Origin of the sequence: Sphingobium sp. (genome assembly GCF_033795625.1) — a bacterium.
GTDB lineage: Bacteria > Pseudomonadota > Alphaproteobacteria > Sphingomonadales > Sphingomonadaceae > Sphingobium.
In genome coordinates this window covers 1-14,430 of sequence record NZ_JARYGI010000024.1, presented here as the reverse complement: position 1 = coordinate 14,430, position 14,430 = coordinate 1, and the positions used below count along the sequence as shown (strand labels likewise).

At 65.4% G+C, this 14,430-nt stretch carries 17 protein-coding genes and 2 pseudogenes; 17 read left to right on the top strand and 2 right to left on the bottom strand.

Annotation, left to right across the window (positions count from 1 at the left end; translation table 11 throughout):
- Positions 1–3: 3 nt before the first annotated feature.
- The 4 genes and pseudogenes from QHC67_RS12540 to QHC67_RS12525 all read left to right on the top strand — a co-directional run bounded on the left by QHC67_RS12540 (position 4) and on the right by QHC67_RS12525 (position 5,322).
- Positions 4–1,149 (top strand): efflux RND transporter periplasmic adaptor subunit, encoded by a 1,146-nt coding sequence (locus QHC67_RS12540; RefSeq protein WP_021243981.1) that lies wholly within the window; start codon positions 4–6, stop codon positions 1,147–1,149.
- Positions 1,150–1,152: 3 nt separating this feature from the next.
- Positions 1,153–4,395, top strand: a complete 3,243-nt coding sequence (locus QHC67_RS12535) for an efflux RND transporter permease subunit (protein WP_021243982.1) — start codon at positions 1,153–1,155, stop codon at positions 4,393–4,395.
- 277 nt (positions 4,396–4,672) lie between these two features.
- Positions 4,673–4,913: pseudogene (locus tag QHC67_RS12530) on the top strand (hypothetical protein); the annotation flags it as partial.
- 52 nt (positions 4,914–4,965) lie between these two features.
- On the top strand, positions 4,966–5,322 hold the full coding sequence (locus QHC67_RS12525; protein ID WP_031290674.1) for a copper-binding protein: 357 nt from the start codon (positions 4,966–4,968) through the stop codon (positions 5,320–5,322).
- Positions 5,323–5,409: 87 nt separating this feature from the next.
- Here QHC67_RS12525 and QHC67_RS12520 read toward each other — a convergent pair whose 3' ends face one another.
- Together QHC67_RS12520 and QHC67_RS12515 are read right to left on the bottom strand one after the other, a co-directional pair.
- Positions 5,410–5,637 carry a GDCCVxC domain-containing (seleno)protein gene (locus tag QHC67_RS12520; protein ID WP_081659657.1) on the bottom strand — a complete coding sequence of 76 codons (228 nt, stop codon included), beginning with the start codon at positions 5,635–5,637 and terminating at the stop codon, positions 5,410–5,412.
- Positions 5,630–6,001, bottom strand: a complete 372-nt coding sequence (locus QHC67_RS12515; RefSeq protein WP_021243985.1) for a hypothetical protein — start codon at positions 5,999–6,001, stop codon at positions 5,630–5,632. The genes QHC67_RS12520 and QHC67_RS12515 overlap by 8 nt, the downstream gene beginning before the upstream one ends.
- A 90-nt stretch (positions 6,002–6,091) precedes the next feature.
- Between QHC67_RS12515 and QHC67_RS12510 the strand changes: the two genes are divergently transcribed.
- The 13 genes and pseudogenes from QHC67_RS12510 to QHC67_RS12450 all read left to right on the top strand — a co-directional run bounded on the left by QHC67_RS12510 (position 6,092) and on the right by QHC67_RS12450 (position 14,348).
- Positions 6,092–6,511 carry a MerR family transcriptional regulator gene (locus tag QHC67_RS12510; protein WP_021243986.1) on the top strand — a complete coding sequence of 140 codons (420 nt, stop codon included), beginning with the start codon at positions 6,092–6,094 and terminating at the stop codon, positions 6,509–6,511.
- 380 nt (positions 6,512–6,891) lie between these two features.
- Positions 6,892–7,254, top strand: a complete 363-nt coding sequence (locus QHC67_RS12505; RefSeq protein ID WP_021243987.1) for a hypothetical protein — start codon at positions 6,892–6,894, stop codon at positions 7,252–7,254.
- A gap of 161 nt (positions 7,255–7,415) precedes the next feature.
- Positions 7,416–7,895, top strand: coding sequence for a heavy metal-responsive transcriptional regulator (locus QHC67_RS12500; RefSeq protein ID WP_021243988.1), 480 nt, complete (start codon positions 7,416–7,418; stop codon positions 7,893–7,895).
- Positions 7,892–8,113, top strand: a complete 222-nt coding sequence (locus QHC67_RS12495) for a hypothetical protein (RefSeq protein WP_021243989.1) — start codon at positions 7,892–7,894, stop codon at positions 8,111–8,113. Before QHC67_RS12500 ends, QHC67_RS12495 begins: the two co-directional genes overlap by 4 nt.
- Before the next feature lie 55 nt (positions 8,114–8,168).
- A complete protein-coding gene (locus tag QHC67_RS12490; RefSeq protein ID WP_021243990.1) occupies positions 8,169–8,486 on the top strand; it encodes a hypothetical protein in 318 nt (105 codons plus the stop codon).
- A 20-nt stretch (positions 8,487–8,506) separates the two neighbouring features.
- On the top strand, positions 8,507–10,423 hold the full coding sequence (locus QHC67_RS12485) for a 2Fe-2S iron-sulfur cluster-binding protein (protein WP_319294808.1): 1,917 nt from the start codon (positions 8,507–8,509) through the stop codon (positions 10,421–10,423).
- Positions 10,423–11,151 (top strand): hypothetical protein, encoded by a 729-nt coding sequence (locus QHC67_RS12480; protein WP_021243992.1) that lies wholly within the window; start codon positions 10,423–10,425, stop codon positions 11,149–11,151. Before QHC67_RS12485 ends, QHC67_RS12480 begins: the two co-directional genes overlap by 1 nt.
- Before the next feature lie 23 nt (positions 11,152–11,174).
- A complete protein-coding gene (locus QHC67_RS12475; RefSeq protein WP_319294804.1) occupies positions 11,175–11,870 on the top strand; it encodes a cytochrome c3 family protein in 696 nt (231 codons plus the stop codon).
- Positions 11,857–12,302: pseudogene (locus tag QHC67_RS12470) on the top strand (DUF1622 domain-containing protein). The gene QHC67_RS12475 and the pseudogene QHC67_RS12470 overlap by 14 nt, the downstream one beginning before the upstream one ends.
- A gap of 14 nt (positions 12,303–12,316) precedes the next feature.
- Complete coding sequence (locus QHC67_RS12465; RefSeq protein WP_319294861.1) at positions 12,317–12,757, top strand: four-helix bundle copper-binding protein; 441 nt, start codon at positions 12,317–12,319, stop codon at positions 12,755–12,757.
- A 135-nt stretch (positions 12,758–12,892) separates the two neighbouring features.
- Entirely contained in the window at positions 12,893–13,183 is a 291-nt protein-coding gene (locus QHC67_RS12460; protein WP_319294802.1) for a hypothetical protein, read from the top strand.
- 343 nt (positions 13,184–13,526) lie between these two features.
- A complete protein-coding gene (locus QHC67_RS12455; RefSeq protein ID WP_319294800.1) occupies positions 13,527–13,907 on the top strand; it encodes a hypothetical protein in 381 nt (126 codons plus the stop codon).
- A gap of 150 nt (positions 13,908–14,057) precedes the next feature.
- A complete protein-coding gene (locus QHC67_RS12450) occupies positions 14,058–14,348 on the top strand; it encodes a hypothetical protein (RefSeq protein ID WP_319294798.1) in 291 nt (96 codons plus the stop codon).
- Positions 14,349–14,430: the final 82 nt, after the last annotated feature.

The window sequence follows — 14,430 nt, the reverse complement described above, 5'->3', positions numbered from 1 at the left end:
CCCATGAAGATCACGATTTTGCGGGCGACGTTGCCCCTCGCGCTTGTCGCCACGCTCGCCGCTTGTGGCGGCACCAAGCCCGCCGAGGAAAAGACCGAGGCCGAAGCCAAGGAAAGCGCCGAGGCGCCGGAAGGCATTGTCAACCTCACGCCCCAGCAGATCACAACAGCCGGTATCCAGCTCGTGCGTCCGACCATCGGCGGCGGCGGAGCGATCGAGCTGCCTGCGACCATCGAAGGCGACCCGCAGGGCACGCAGGTCGTGTCGGCGGCAATCGGCGGACGCATTGTCGCGCTGACCCGCAACCTCGGCCAGTCGGTCGGACGGAGCGAAACGCTGGCGGTGATCGAAAGCCGCGAGGCCGCCCAGCTCAACGCCGAGGTCGAGGCGGCACAGGCGCGCGCCGTGCTCGCCCAGTCCAATCTCCGGCGCGAGCAGCGCTTGTTCGACGAACGCGTGTCGGCCGAGCAGGATCTAATCGCGGCGCGCACTGCCGCGCGCGAAGCCGATATCGCGCTCAGGCTCGCCCGCCAGCAGGTGTCAGCGGCGGGCGGTGGCGGCGGCTCGCTCAACCGTATCGCGATCCGCGCCCCGATTGGCGGCCAGGTGATCGCGCGCTCCGTGACGCTCGGCCAGACCGTTGCCGCCGATGCCGAGCTGTTCCGGGTCGCCAACCTCTCGACCGTATCGCTGACCCTGTCGCTGTCCGCCGCCGATGCCGGCCGCGTCCGGCCGGGCGCCACCGTCGAAGTGAGCGCGTCGGGCCGGCAAGCCACGGCGCGCGTCACCTTCGTCTCGCCGGTGCTCGACGAGACTACCCGGCTGGTGCCGGTGATCGCGACGCTCGACAATCGCGCCGGCCAGTGGCGGGTCGGCGAGAGTGTGCAGGCGGCGATCCTGCTGGGCGGCGGCCAAGGCGGCAGCGCGATCAGCGTGCCGTCGACCGCGGTGCAGACGGTCGAGAACAAGCCGGTGGTGTTCGTCCGCACGGCCACCGGGTTCCGCGCGGTGCCGGTCACGCTTGGCCAGGCCAATGGCGCCTCGGTCACGATCCTGTCGGGGCTGACCGGCCGCGAACAGATCGCCGCCGCCAACAGCTTCACCCTCAAGGCCGAACTCGGCAAGGGCGAAGGCGGGGACGAGGACTGAGCCATGATCGAACGCATCGTCACCCTCGCGGTCGAGCGCCGCTGGTTCGTCCTGCTGCTCACCGCCATCGCCGCCATCGTAGGCGCCGCCTCGCTCTATCGGCTACCGATCGACGCGGTGCCCGACGTCACCAACAACCAGGTCCAGATCAATGTCCGTGCGCCCGCGCTCTCGCCTGAGCTGATCGAGAAGCAGGTCACCTTCCCGGTCGAGACCGCGCTGGCCGGTATCAAGGGGCTGGAAAGCACACGGTCGCTGAGCCGGAACGGCTTCGCCCAGGTCACGGCCGTGTTCACGGATTCGACCGACATCTATTTCGCGCGGGCGCAGGTGGCCGAGCGGATCAACGATGCCAAGGAACGGCTGCCCGACGGCGTGACCCCCGAAATGGGGGCGATCGCGACCGGTCTCGGCGACATCTATATGTGGACCGTCCGCTATCAGGATCGCGGGCACGAGCAGCACAAGCCGGGCGAACCCGGCACCCAGCCCGACGGCAGCTACATCACGCCCGAGGGCGACCGGCTGGTCGGTGAGGCCGACAAGGCGACCTATCTCCACACCGTCCAGGAATGGATCGTGGCGCCGCAGATCAAGTCGGTGGCCGGGGTCGCGGGTGTGGATTCGCTCGGCGGCTACGACAAGGAATACCTGGTCGTCCCCGACGTGCAGAAGCTCTCCGCGCTCAAGCTGTCGCTGAGCGAGCTTGCCACCGCGCTCGAAGCCAACAACAGCGCGATCGGCGGCGGCATCGTCGACCGCAACGGCGAGGGTCTCGCGGTTCGCGCCGATGCGCGGATCGTGAGCATCGCGCAGCTCGCCAACACCGTCATCGCAACGCGCGAAGGCACGCCGATCCTGCTCGGCCAGGTCGCGGCCGTGCGGCTGGGCCAGGCGATCCGGCTCGGCTCGGCGTCGGAAGCCGGCCATGAGGTGGTCACCGGCACCGCCGTCATGCGGATCGGCGAGAACAGCCGGACCGTCTCGACCGGCGTCGCCGAGCGGTTGCGGCGCATTAGCCCGTCGCTGCCGCCCGACATCGTCATCGAGCCGGTGCTCGATCGCACCGACCTCGTCAACGCGACGATCTCGACGGTCGCGCGCAACCTCGGCGAAGGTGCGCTGCTCGTCATCGTCGTGCTGTTCGTGCTGCTCGGCAATTTCCGGGCGGCGCTGATCGCGGCGGCGGTGATCCCGATCACGATGCTGCTGACCGGGTTCGGCATGCTCCACGCCGGGGTCTCGGCCAATCTCATGAGCCTGGGCGCGCTCGATTTCGGCCTGATCGTCGATGGCGCGGTGATCATCGTCGAGAACGCGCTCAGGCGGATCGCCGACCGCCAGCACCATCTCGGCCGTCCACTCGACCGCGGCGAACGTCTCGCGCTGGTGGCGCAGGCCGCGCGCGAGATGATCCGTCCGTCGGTCTTCGGTCAGGCAATCATCATCCTGGTCTATGTGCCCTTGCTCACCCTCTCAGGCGTCGAGGGCAAGACATTTGAGCCGATGGCGCTGACCGTGATCATGGCGCTGCTGTTTGCATTCGTCCTGTCGCTGACCTTCGTGCCGGCCGCGATAGCGATCTGGCTGAGCAAGCCGGTCGAGGAGAAGGAAGGCCGGATCGTCGGCTGGCTGCGCCGCCGCTATGAACCCGGCCTCGACCAGGCCATGCGCGCGCCCAAACGCACGTTCGGCATTGCGATCGGCGCGCTGGCGCTGGCGGGTGTGGGCTATGCGACGCTCGGCCAGGAGTTCCTGCCACAGCTCGACGAGGGCAATGTCCTCGTCCAGGCCTTCCGGGTGCCCGGCACGTCGGTCGACCAGAGCCAGAAGATGCAGTTCCAGATCGAAAAGGCGCTGTCGGGCATCCCCGAGGTGCGGGTCGTGTTCTCGCGCACCGGCACGGCCGAACTCGCCTCGGACCCGATGCCGCCCAATGCCACCGATACGTTCGTGATGCTCAAGCCGCGCGGCGAATGGCCCGATCCGGGCGAGACCAAGGCCGATGTCGTCGAGCGGATCGAGCAGCGGTTGGCGCAGGTTCCGGGACACAGCTACGAGATCACCCAGCCGATCCAGATGCGGTTCAACGAGTTGATCGCGGGCGTGCGCAGCGATGTTGCGGTCAAGGTGTTCGGCGACGACTTCGCGCAGATGAACGCCACGGCCGACAAGATCGCCGCGCTGCTCCGCCGCACCGAAGGCGCGCAGGACGTCAAGGTCGAGCAGACCGAGGGGCTGCCGATGCTCGACATCGCGTTCAACCGCGATGCGGCCGCGCGCCTGGGCGTGACCGCCAGGGACGTGCAGGACGTCGTCGCTGCGGCAGTCGGCGGCCGCGCGGCGGGTGTGATCTACGAAGGCGACCGCAAGTTCCCGATCGTGATCCGCCTGTCGGATGCCGAGCGTGCCAATTTCGCGACGCTCGGCCAGACGCCGGTGCCGACGCCGTCGGGCGCATTCGTGCCGCTCGCCAGCGTCGCCGACATCCGCGTCGCCGATGGCCACAACCAGATCAGCCGGGAGAACGGTAAGCGCCGCGTGGTGGTCCAGGCCAATGTCCGTGGCCGCGACGTCGCCGGCGTGGTCGCGGACGCTCAAGCCGCCATCGCCAAGGATGTTCGGTTGCCCGCCGGAATCTGGCTCGAATGGGGCGGGCAGTTCGAGAATCTCGCTTCCGCGCGCGACCGCCTGATGCTGGTCGTCCCGGCCTGCTTCGCGCTGATCCTGCTGCTGCTCTACGGCGCGCTCGGCAGCGCGCGCGACGCGGCGATCGTGTTCACCAGCATACCGTTGGCGCTGGTTGGCGGCGTGGCTGCGCTGATGTTGCGTGGCATGCCGTTCTCGATCTCGGCGGCGGTCGGATTCATCGCGCTCTCCGGCATCGCGGTATTGAACGGCCTGGTGATGGTCACATCGATCCAGGACCTGATGCGGGCTGGCATGGATCGCGTCCGGGCGAGCCGCGAGGGCGCGTTGCTCCGGTTGCGGCCGGTGGCGATGACCGCGCTGGTCGCCTCGCTCGGGTTCGTGCCGATGGCGCTCGGCCACGGCGCCGGCTCGGAGGTCCAGAAGCCGCTTGCGACCGTGGTGATCGGCGGACTGATCTCCGCGACGCTGCTGACGCTGTTCGTGCTGCCGACGCTCTACGCGTGGCTCGGGCGTCGAGAATTGCCGGCGTCGAAGGTGGCCCATGCCGACGAGTTGCTGCCATATCCTTCCGCGAAAGCAGAGGCCAGACGCTGATCATCCGTATCGGCATCGCGCACCGGGAGCGGCAATCGCTTGGATGACGCGGCAGTCGGCCATGCGCCTGCCCGCGCAATCGCTGCGAGTGCGGCGCGGAAACGAATGTCCGGCACGAATTCCGTTCGCTTCCACAACCCGATAGCCGAAAAATAGGGGTGACTTTGAGTGCGATGAAACCTGCCTTTCGAGCGATGGAAGGTGGCGTGGGCGATTTGAGCCGGGAATGCCTGTTGGAGATTTGCGCGACGGTGGTCCTCGGCGCTCGGTATACGGGGGCACGCTGCCTTTCGCGCTGACCAGAGAAATCTGGACGCTCTATCTGCTCGGATTCAACCAGTCGGTCGCGAGCGGGGTCGGGTTCATCGCGACGGCCGGCGTCTCCGCCGACTTCTCGGGCGCGGGCTCCGAGGTGATGAGCCGGATCGCCGCGTCGATGATCGGCGGCATGCTGACCTCGCCGCTGCTCTCGATGTTCGTTCTGTCCGCCGCCTATTCTGTTGCTTCGCAAGCCGCGACGCGGCGCCCATCTTCCGAAATTACCCCCGCCTCTCAACAAAGGAGATCATCATGAGAGCATTACGCGCCGCACTGTTTACCGCCGCCATTCTGGCCGCTGGTCCAGGCTTCGCCCAATCCATGAGCGGAGATATGAAAGGCATGTCCGGTATGGCGGGCATGGACAAGAAAGCGCCTGCCGCCAAGACGGGGCAGGGTGTCGGTGTCATCACCGCGATCGATGCCAAGGCGAACAAGCTCACGATCCAGCATGGACCGATTCCGGCGGTGGGCTGGCCCGCTATGACCGTGGCGTTCAAGGCCAATCCGCCGACGCTGCTTCGCGGCCTGCGGGTGGGCCAGCGGATCGGGTTCGACGTCAAGACCCAAGGCATGGCCGCCGAGGTCACTGCCGTTCGACCGCAATAGGGACTATCTGCGCGAGGCGGGCACCATTTGGGTCCGCCCGCCTCGGCGAGATGTCTTGCAGGAATAGCCTGACCTCATGGAGATCAGTCAGGCGCAGCAAGAAGCGCCTGGACCCGAAAGTTGAATCGGTGGGCACGCTACCGTCCCATAGGAGCAGAACACACAGCAATCTCCTGCCATCGGGCGCAACAAGGCGCCGCAGCCGGTGCAATCGTAGAAATATTGGCAGGCGTTCGTCGGCATCGTTTCCGTCTTCACCGTGCCGCATTGCGGGCAAGTGATGGTCGATTCGAGAAGGGGCGCGCGCTCAGACATAGGCATATCCAAGCCAGAGCAGGATCGCGCCGACCGTCAAGCCGACGAACACCACAACAAGTAAGGCAGGTGGCGTGCAGGCGCCGTCGGGTCCACAGGTCATCGCCACGCGCTGTTGCCGCCAGAGCATGATTGCACCACCGACAAGGCAGAGTGCACTCAAGCCGAGGAGAAGCGTCCGATAGGGAGCTGCGGCAACGGCGATGCCGCTCAGCCACCCCACACTGACGCCAACGGTGGTCAGCAAGATCGGCAAGGCGCAGCAGGAGGCTACGCCGAATGCCGACGCTATTGCGCCGAAGGCGAGTAACAGCGCCCCACGCGCGCTCGAAAAGCGGCCCAGGACATATGGTTTGGACGTCATCGGCGACTCCTTGCGATCAATTGGCTGGAACTCTACCCTCTGTAGGAACTACAGACTCAACCCCCCAATTTCGAAAGGCGAGGGGCGGCCATGGAAGCCATCGCGATTGGAGAGCTGTCGCGGCGCACGCGCTGCAACATTGAGACGATCCGCTATTATGAGCGTATCGGACTGCTGCCTATGCCGGCTCGCCGGGGCCGGTACCGCAGCTTTGGCCTCGCGGATGTTGCGCGGGTCCATTTCGTCCGGCGTGCGCGCGAGCTGGGCTTTACGCTAGACGAAATTCGGGCGCTGCTCGGAATCGCCACCGCCGAAGATATGGCATGCGGCGACGCCCGCGAAATCGCGGCTTCGCACCTCCGACAGGTGCGCGCGCGGATTACCGACTTGAGGCGTATGGAGCGCGTGCTTGCCGACACCGTCCGTGCCTGCGACGCCGGCGATCAGGTCGGATGCCCGTTGATCACGACATTGTCGGCTGCCGCCCAATTGGGGCTTAGTCGGCGATGAACTGCCGCACCTGCCCCGAAACATTCAACGACTGACGCGATCCTGGTGGCCAGAAAGGATGCCCGCCGCCAACTCGGCCGCGAACATGACAATGTTGATCGCTAGCGATGCAGTGCTCCGACGCCAAGCGAGACTGGGGGTGGGCCGGCTCTGTCGGTTGCACCGTCGCGGCAGGCGATCTCTTCGGAATCCGTCCGGGCAAGCGCTGCGGGTCCGGAGCTGGCGCATGGCGGGCGCAGCACTTGATTTGACCGGCAGAACATAGCTGCGGCCTATACGTATATCGAGGCTGGACCTGGGACCGTACTCCGACGCTCGAAGAGAAGTTCTTCCCCTCGCTTTCCGAGTGGTGGTGCCAACATTTATTAAAGGAGGAGAATATGATCAAGAAGTCGCTCATGGCCGCGCTGGCCGGAATTTCGATGCTTGCCGCCGTTCCGGCGATGGCCCAGGGCATCGGGCATACCTTCTTCATGCGCGGCTCGATCGTCGACACCGGCGACACCGGCACGGTGGTCTGTATCGGCAAGGCCGATGGCGCCGAGGTCGGTCAGACTCTCGAGGTATACCGGGTCGTGCGGCACCCGGGCCCTGTCGCGTCGAAAGGCAATGTCGCTCCCTTCCATCGGCAGCGCGTCGGCCAGGTGACGATCGATCACATCTACGACGATCATTTCGCCCATGTGAGCGTCACCGAAGGTTCGCCAGCCAAGAACGACATCGTCGAGCTTCGCAAGAACTGACCGTGCCTCCGGTGACCGGCCGGCCGCAATGGCCCGACTGCGAAGATGTCGGGCTGCGCGCCGGCTGGCATGGCGCCGGTGGCTTGAACAGGGCCGAGCAGGGGGCAGTAATACTGCTTGACCCTGGACCATGGTCCCACCGGCATAATCGAGCGGATGTCATGGGCAATTTCAAGATCGGAGAGCTGGCCTCGGCAGCGGGCGTGGGGCGCGACACGATCCGCTATTACGAGCGGATGGGACTGTTGCGTGCGCCTGAGCGAACCGCAGCGGGCTATCGGCTGTACAATGAGACGGATCTCGAGCGCGTCGACTTCATCCGCTCGGCACAGGAACTCGGCTTCACCCTCGAGCAAGCCCGGCAACTGTTGGAACTCAGGGCTTCCGATTCCACCAGCGCGCAAGCCGTGCTTGACATCACGCACGCCAAGATCAGCGACGCCGAGGTCCGGCTCAAGCTTCTGTCCGACATTCGCGACATGCTGCAGATGCTTGCCGACGAGTGCCCGGGCGAAGTGCCGATCTCCGATTGTCCGATCCTGGCCTTCCTGGCGGCAAGGCGGAAAGACCAACGTCAAAAAACAAAAGACGAAGTGGCGCGGGAGGAACAATCACTATCATCGAAAGGGGTTATATCATGACAAAAAAGCATATCATCGCCGTAACCGTTCCGGCGTTGCTGTTGGGAGCCTGCGTGACCACGCCGCCCACTACCGCACAGGTGGAAAGCTGCCGGGCGATGGAGAGCGATATGGGTCTGCAGACGCCCCATGACCATCGCGAGATGAAGGGCCAGGGCCGCAATCCCATGAATCTCTCGCACGACCAGTGCCTTCGGATTCTCCGCAACGCGGAATGAGCCGGTCCGGGCGGCAGTCTGCCGCCCGGACGTTTCCAGAGAGAAGGAACAAGCCATGATCAGACACGCCAAGACCTTTCTTCCCGTTGCCGGCGGGAGCTTGCTGGTGGCGCTCGCGCTCGCCGGCTGCGACCGCAAAAGCGATCAGACGGTGCCGGCCGCGGAGAACAGCGTCGCCGCCGCCGCCCCGACCGACACGATGAACGATGGTGCCACGGATTCCGCGCATGAGATGAACAGTCAGGAGGAGATGGACCGACATCACCGTCAGGCCATGGACCATGATGCGATGCGAGCGGGCGGCATGAACCAGAGCGCACCGGCAACCGACGCGGCGCCGACGAATTCGGCGATGCCGATGAAAGATATGTAGGCGCGCAAAAGGGGAAGGGGATGCGCAACCGGATCAGCCTGCGCCGCTGCAGCCTTTGGCTCGTGCTCGCCCTGAGCGTCTCCACGAGCGTCAGCGCGCAGGAAGGCGAGGATCATGCAGCCCATCATGGTGGGGACACGGGTACAGCCTCGATGCCGACGGGTGGCGCCATGTCTGCTCCGGCGGTGCCGGGCTCCACCGACATGGCGAAGATGATGGACTCCATGATGGAGCGCATGATCAACGGCGAGGGAGAGAATGAGCACGGCCACGATTCTCGGCGGTCGGCCTTCTTCTCGCAGCTGCTCGCCTTTCCGGCGCTCGATGAAGCAGCCCGGCAGCGTGTGGCGTCACAGGCCAGCGAACGGGTCAACACAGGCCTGGCGATGATCAACGCCGCGTCCGCCGAGGGAGCACGTGCGACGACGGTTTCGGCCCGGCTTGATGCGGCCCGGCGCATGCGCGAGGGCACCGATATGTTTCGCGCGGGCTCCGCCGCACAGGGCGCGATCGGGGGCCTGCAGCCGCCCCAGGACGTGGGCCTTTCCTGGTTTCGCGACCAGCTCGATCTGGACGAGCCTTCACCCGGACATGCCAACCATTGGTTCGGCATCTCCCCTTCGCATCTGTTGCTCATGATCTTCCTGGCGCTCGTCAGCGCCACGTTGATCGCATTGCAGATGTTCCGCCTGCGGCGGATCGGCGCGATCGTCGGCGGAGGTGCCGTCAAATCGCCGGCGTCGGCGTCGCCGGTGGCTGCTCCGATTGCCGGCAAACTCGCGGCGCCGTCCGCGCCGGACGTCGTGGCGCTTGCGCCCAGCAACGCCGCACCGCCAGCCGGCGCCTCGCTGCGCAAGCCGAAAAGCTGGGCCGGGCAGCTGCGCGTCGTCCAGATCGTCCGCGAGACGCCGACGGTGCTGACCTTCCGTCTCGCCGATCCGGCGGCCGATCGGCTGCCGTTCGATTTCCTCCCCGGCCAGTTCCTGCAGGTCGAGGTGGAACCCGAGGACGGCAAGACGGCGCGCCGGTCCTATACCATCGCATCCTCGCCGACGCAGCGCGCCTATGTCGAGTTGACGGTCAAGCGCGAGGAGCAGGGCGTCGTCTCGCGCCATCTGCACGACAAGGTTTCCGCAGGCGACCTTCTGAAGGTGAGCGGTCCATTTGGTGCCTTCACTTTCACGGGGACCGATGCGCAGAGCATCGTCCTGATCGCGGGCGGGGTGGGCATCACACCGATGATGTCGGTGCTGCGCTATCTCACCGACACGGCCTGGGATGGTGACATCTTCTTCTTCTACGGCGCTCGTTCCACCGAAGAATTTGTGTTCAGGGACGAGATCGAGCGTCTCGAGCGCCGCTTCGCCAACCTCCACGTCATAGCCGCCATGCAGCGCTCACCCGGCACGGTCTGGATGGGACCCGAAGGCCCGATCACCCGGGAAATGATTCTGGCGGCGGTTCCCGAGATTGCGAGCCGCCGCATCCATATGTGCGGTCCACCGGCGATGATGGGCGCGATGCGCACCATCCTTGCCGAGCTTGGCGTGCCCGAAGCGCAAGTGCACACCGAAGCCTTTGGCCCGGCCTCACCGCCTGCCGATGCCGACGAGCTCGAGGTGAAGCCCGCATCCCCACCCGCGCAGGATCAGCCTGCGGGGCCGGCGGTGGCGCCGAGCACCGTGACCTTCTCCGTGTCCGGCGTTTCAGCGGCCCTTCCGGCCAACGAGACCGTGCTCGAGGCGGCGGAAGGCGCGGGTGTGGAAATCCCCTATGCCTGCCGCGTCGGTCAGTGCGGCGTCTGCGTCGTCAAGCTGCTTGAGGGTGAGGTGACGATGGAGGTCGAAACCGGCCTGGCGCCGTCCGACAAGGAACAGGGCTATGTCCTCGCCTGTCAGGCCAAAGGAACGGGCACACCGCTCGTCGTGGAAGCCTGATGCGCGAGCGGGGCGACCTCATCGTCGGCCTGCTGGTCGCTTTTCTGCTGCTGTTTCCGCTCGGCTATCTCGTGCATGTGTCGCCCCGGTTTCCGGGCAGTCTCGCGGGCGGGATCATCGGCATCGCGGCGCTGGTGCTGATGGTGCTGACGCTTCCCTATGTAGCAGCCAAGCATATCAAATGGGTCGACAAGGGACTCTCGCATGTCGTGAGCAAGCCGACCTTGCTCGCCATCCACATCTATGCCGGCGTGCTCGCGCCGATCCTGGGACTGGTGCACGCCGCGCATAAGTTCGAAAGCCCGGTCGGCCTGCTCCTCACCGTTATCCTGTTGATGACAGTCATCACCGGGTATATCGGCCGCTATCTCCTCGCCCAGATCGCCAAGGCGCTGAGAGGCCGCAAGTCGGAGCTGGCTTCCCTGCGGTCCGCCTTTCTCGACGAGCCGGCCCCGCCACCTGCAACAGCTGGGACCAAGGCGCCGCTGTCGGGCTGGAAGCGTTATTTCTTCGTCGCGGGCGACGCACCGGCCGTCGACTTGCCCGAGGACAGGGAGGCGCTCGCGGCGGCGCTCACCGACACCGAATTTGCGATCCGGGCTGAAGAGGCGACGAACGCGCTGTTCGCCAAATGGCGGCTCCTGCACATCCTTCTGGCCTGTCTCATCTATGCGCTGCTGGCGCTCCACGTGGGCGCCGCGATCTATTTCGGGCTGCGCTGGCTATGAGATGGCAACGCCTCCTCTATGCCGTGTTCATCGCGGCCCTGCTGGCGATCGTGATCGCGATTCCGGTTCGGATGCGATCGAGCGCGCCGGCCGATGCGGGGTTGGTCGCGCGGCTCGTGGCGCCGGGTCCGCTGTCGAGCGCCCACCAGGCGTTCGCCGGCCAATGCACCGCCTGTCATACGCCGGGCAAGGGCGTGGAAACCACGACGTGCCTGACCTGCCATGCCGGAACCGATTTCGGCTCCAAGCAATCGACGCAGTTCCATGCCCGCGCGACCGAGTGCACATCCTGCCATGTCGAGCATGAGGGCGATCGCGGCATCATCCGCATGAATCATGCAGCGCTGCTCGACCCGAAGCTATTCCGGCAGCCCCTCGACGGGTCGGCGGTCAATCCGCATGGTTTCTCGCCCGAAGCCGGGTTGAACTGCGCGAGCTGCCACTCCTACCGCGATCCCCACCAGGGACTGTTCGGCACCGATTGCGCGAGCTGCCACAAGACCGACAGTTGGAAAATCGCGAACTACCGGCATCCGTCGGTCAATTCGACCCAATGCTCCGAGTGCCACAAGGCGCCGCCAAGCCATTTCATGGAGCATTTCAGCATGGTCTCGCAACGCGCGGCCGGTGAGAAGGCGCGCGTCGACCAATGCTACGCCTGCCACACGACCGACAGCTTCAACAATATCCGCCGGCGAGGCTGGTATGATCACCATTGAAGCGGGATGGCTGAGCACGTTCTTCCGGCTCGCGGTGATCGGTCTCGAGCTCGCGGGGACGCTGACGATCCTCGTCGGCGCGGCGCTGGCGACAATTCTGTTTGCGAAGCGGGCAAGGGCCGGCGATCGGACGGAAGCCTATAGTGCGTTCCGCTCCGCCCTGGGCCGCAGCATTCTGCTCGGTCTGGAATTCCTGGTCGCAGGCGACATCGTCAAGTCCCTGGTGATCAACCCCACGCTCGACGATCTCATCGTGCTCGCCGGTCTGGTGCTGGTCCGCACTTTCCTCAGCATCTCGCTCGGGTCGAGATCAACGGCCATTGGCCGTGGGAGGAAACCCGGATGGCGCGGGAGAAGGCGCGCCTGGCGTCGGATGGTTCGTCGCCAAAGACCGATTCAGCGCCCCGAGGCGGAACGCCAACGGTGAAATAGCGGATGGGAGCATGATGATGATCGAGAGACGCGAATTGCTGATGGCCGGCGCTGGCCTGGCCGTGGCCGGTGCGATGGCTGCTCCGGCGGTGGCGCAGCACCATTCAATGGAGGGTATGGCGATGCCGATGTCGGACTGCATCGACCATTGCATCACGTCGCACCGCATGTGCCTCGAGACCGCCGGCTATGTGACGAAGCAGGGCGGGGCCCTGGCGAAGGCGTCGCTGGTCGCGATGCTCACCGACTGCGCCGAGATCTGCCAGACGACGGCCAACTCGATGCTGCGGGAATCCACCTTCCACCGGATCCTGTGCGGCGCGTGCGCCGAGGCTTGCGAGCGATGCGCGCAGGAATGTCTTCGTCATCGTGAGGACCAGCAGATGGCGCGTTGTTCGGCGACCTGCAAGGCGTGCGCCGCAAGTTGTCGGATGATGGCGGATATGGCCAGCTGAGCGCACGCTTCGCACATTACGTATACAGCAAGGTCGAAGGCGACACCATTTTCACGGGCAAGCTCCGAGAGGAGCGACAATCGGCCGGGCATTCGATCGGGCCGAACCGAAAACCAGACTTGAAGGAATGGATACTTGCGCAAAAAGACGGCAATTATCGCTTCGCTCGGAGCTCTCGGCATCCTTGCCGCCGGCGCCGGGCCTGTTCTCGCTGACGAAATGCCGCCGGGCATGCCTGCCCTTGAGGGGACCCCCAAGGCCAAGCCGGTGCCCGCCCAGCCCGATCCCGCCCACATGCAGGGCATGCGGCACGGCAAGGAGGAGATGCATGGTCAGATGATGCACGGGCATCGGATGGCCATGCGAGGCTCGAGGGGTCGGGATGGCGCATCCGGCATGTCACGCATGTCGGGTGGCGGTTGCTGAACCAGCTCCCAGGCCAAGCCCCGGTGACAAGCCGGGCGACAGGCTCATAGCCATGTGCGGCAGGTGAGTTGACCGATCAGACCGAAGCTTTGGTCCGCCGTTGAGAACGGCGGGCCAATTGCCATTCTGGCGGGTTACAAGCCGACAAGAACGATCGCGGTCATGAATCTGCTTGACCCTGGACTATGATCCAACCCGCATGATCCGGCGATTATCACTGCTGATCGAACCGGATTCGTAACTTACGTATACAGAGTGGACCTCGTTGGCAGCATTGCAGTGTTGGATTTGCCGGGATCGGAACGTCGATCGGGCAAGCGGGACAACATTTCGGAGACCTTCAATGCGAAAGACGACGCTTTTCACCGCCACGGTCAGTTGCCTGGCAACCCTGACCTTCGCCGGCACGAGTCTGGCCCAGTCGGCGCCGCCCCCCGCCGCCCAGCCGACACCGTCGCCGTCCCATGCCCACCAGCAAGGCATGGATCATGGCGGGCAGCAGATGCACGACCAGATGATGCAGGATCACCAGGCCGGCATGCAGAAGCAGCAAGGTCAGCAGGGCATGGCGGGCATGTCCGGCGGTGCAGCCCCGTCGAACGGATCGGCTATGGCGGACAAGCCGATGAGCGATTGCTGCGAGATGCCGATGAAAAAGGCAAAGCCGGCGCCCAAGAAGAAGGCCGACAAGCCCATGGCCGACAAGCCGATGAGCGACATGTGAGGTTTCCAGCCCCGAGAACAGACACCGGGGGCTGAGGGCCCGCCGTCGCCCCCGCGGCGGGCCAATTCTTTAACGATGCAAACGGTCTGCCAGTCTTCCCCGGTCGCGATTTCCGGGCGGCAGGCGTCCGGCGCGTGCGAGGAGGCAGCGATGCGGAGACATCTGGGCGTCGGCGCTGTGATAGGACTTTTTCTGCTCGGAAGCGCGCCGCTCCTTGCGCAGGGCATTGGGCACAGTTTCTTCATGCGGGGCAAGATCGTCCGCATGGACGCCGGGTGCACGGTCGCGTGCCTCGGCAAGGCCAATGGCGCTCAGGTCGGGCAAATCCTGGAAGTCTACCATGCCACACCGCGCCATCGGCGCATGGTTGGCCATGTCCAGGTCGATCAGATCTTCGACGATCATTTCGCGCATTTCCAGGTCTCGGATGGCACGCCGTAGAAAGGTGGGGACCTCCAAAAACCCCTAGCCAATGGCTGCGTGATTTGATTCATTGCGGCTGACGGGAGGTGAGGATGCGTCA

Bases quoted from the DNA above. Each gene is read 5' to 3' on its own strand.
- QHC67_RS12455 (WP_319294800.1), top strand. From the start codon at position 13,527: ATGCGAAAGACGACGCTTTTCACCGCCACGGTCAGTTGCCTGGCAACC.
- QHC67_RS12500 (WP_021243988.1), top strand. From the start codon at position 7,416: ATGGGCAATTTCAAGATCGGAGAGCTGGCCTCGGCAGCGGGCGTGGGG.
- QHC67_RS12495 (WP_021243989.1), top strand. From the start codon at position 7,892: ATGACAAAAAAGCATATCATCGCCGTAACCGTTCCGGCGTTGCTGTTG.
- QHC67_RS12510 (WP_021243986.1), top strand. From the start codon at position 6,092: ATGGAAGCCATCGCGATTGGAGAGCTGTCGCGGCGCACGCGCTGCAAC.
- QHC67_RS12465 (WP_319294861.1), top strand. From the start codon at position 12,317: ATGATGATCGAGAGACGCGAATTGCTGATGGCCGGCGCTGGCCTGGCC.
- QHC67_RS12535 (WP_021243982.1), top strand. From the start codon at position 1,153: ATGATCGAACGCATCGTCACCCTCGCGGTCGAGCGCCGCTGGTTCGTC.
- QHC67_RS12480 (WP_021243992.1), top strand. From the start codon at position 10,423: ATGCGCGAGCGGGGCGACCTCATCGTCGGCCTGCTGGTCGCTTTTCTG.
- QHC67_RS12485 (WP_319294808.1), top strand. From the start codon at position 8,507: ATGCGCAACCGGATCAGCCTGCGCCGCTGCAGCCTTTGGCTCGTGCTC.
- QHC67_RS12515 (WP_021243985.1), bottom strand. From the start codon at position 6,001: ATGACGTCCAAACCATATGTCCTGGGCCGCTTTTCGAGCGCGCGTGGG.
- QHC67_RS12505 (WP_021243987.1), top strand. From the start codon at position 6,892: ATGATCAAGAAGTCGCTCATGGCCGCGCTGGCCGGAATTTCGATGCTT.
- QHC67_RS12525 (WP_031290674.1), top strand. From the start codon at position 4,966: ATGAGAGCATTACGCGCCGCACTGTTTACCGCCGCCATTCTGGCCGCT.
- QHC67_RS12520 (WP_081659657.1), bottom strand. From the start codon at position 5,637: ATGTCTGAGCGCGCGCCCCTTCTCGAATCGACCATCACTTGCCCGCAA.
- QHC67_RS12490 (WP_021243990.1), top strand. From the start codon at position 8,169: ATGATCAGACACGCCAAGACCTTTCTTCCCGTTGCCGGCGGGAGCTTG.
- QHC67_RS12450 (WP_319294798.1), top strand. From the start codon at position 14,058: ATGCGGAGACATCTGGGCGTCGGCGCTGTGATAGGACTTTTTCTGCTC.
- QHC67_RS12540 (WP_021243981.1), top strand. From the start codon at position 4: ATGAAGATCACGATTTTGCGGGCGACGTTGCCCCTCGCGCTTGTCGCC.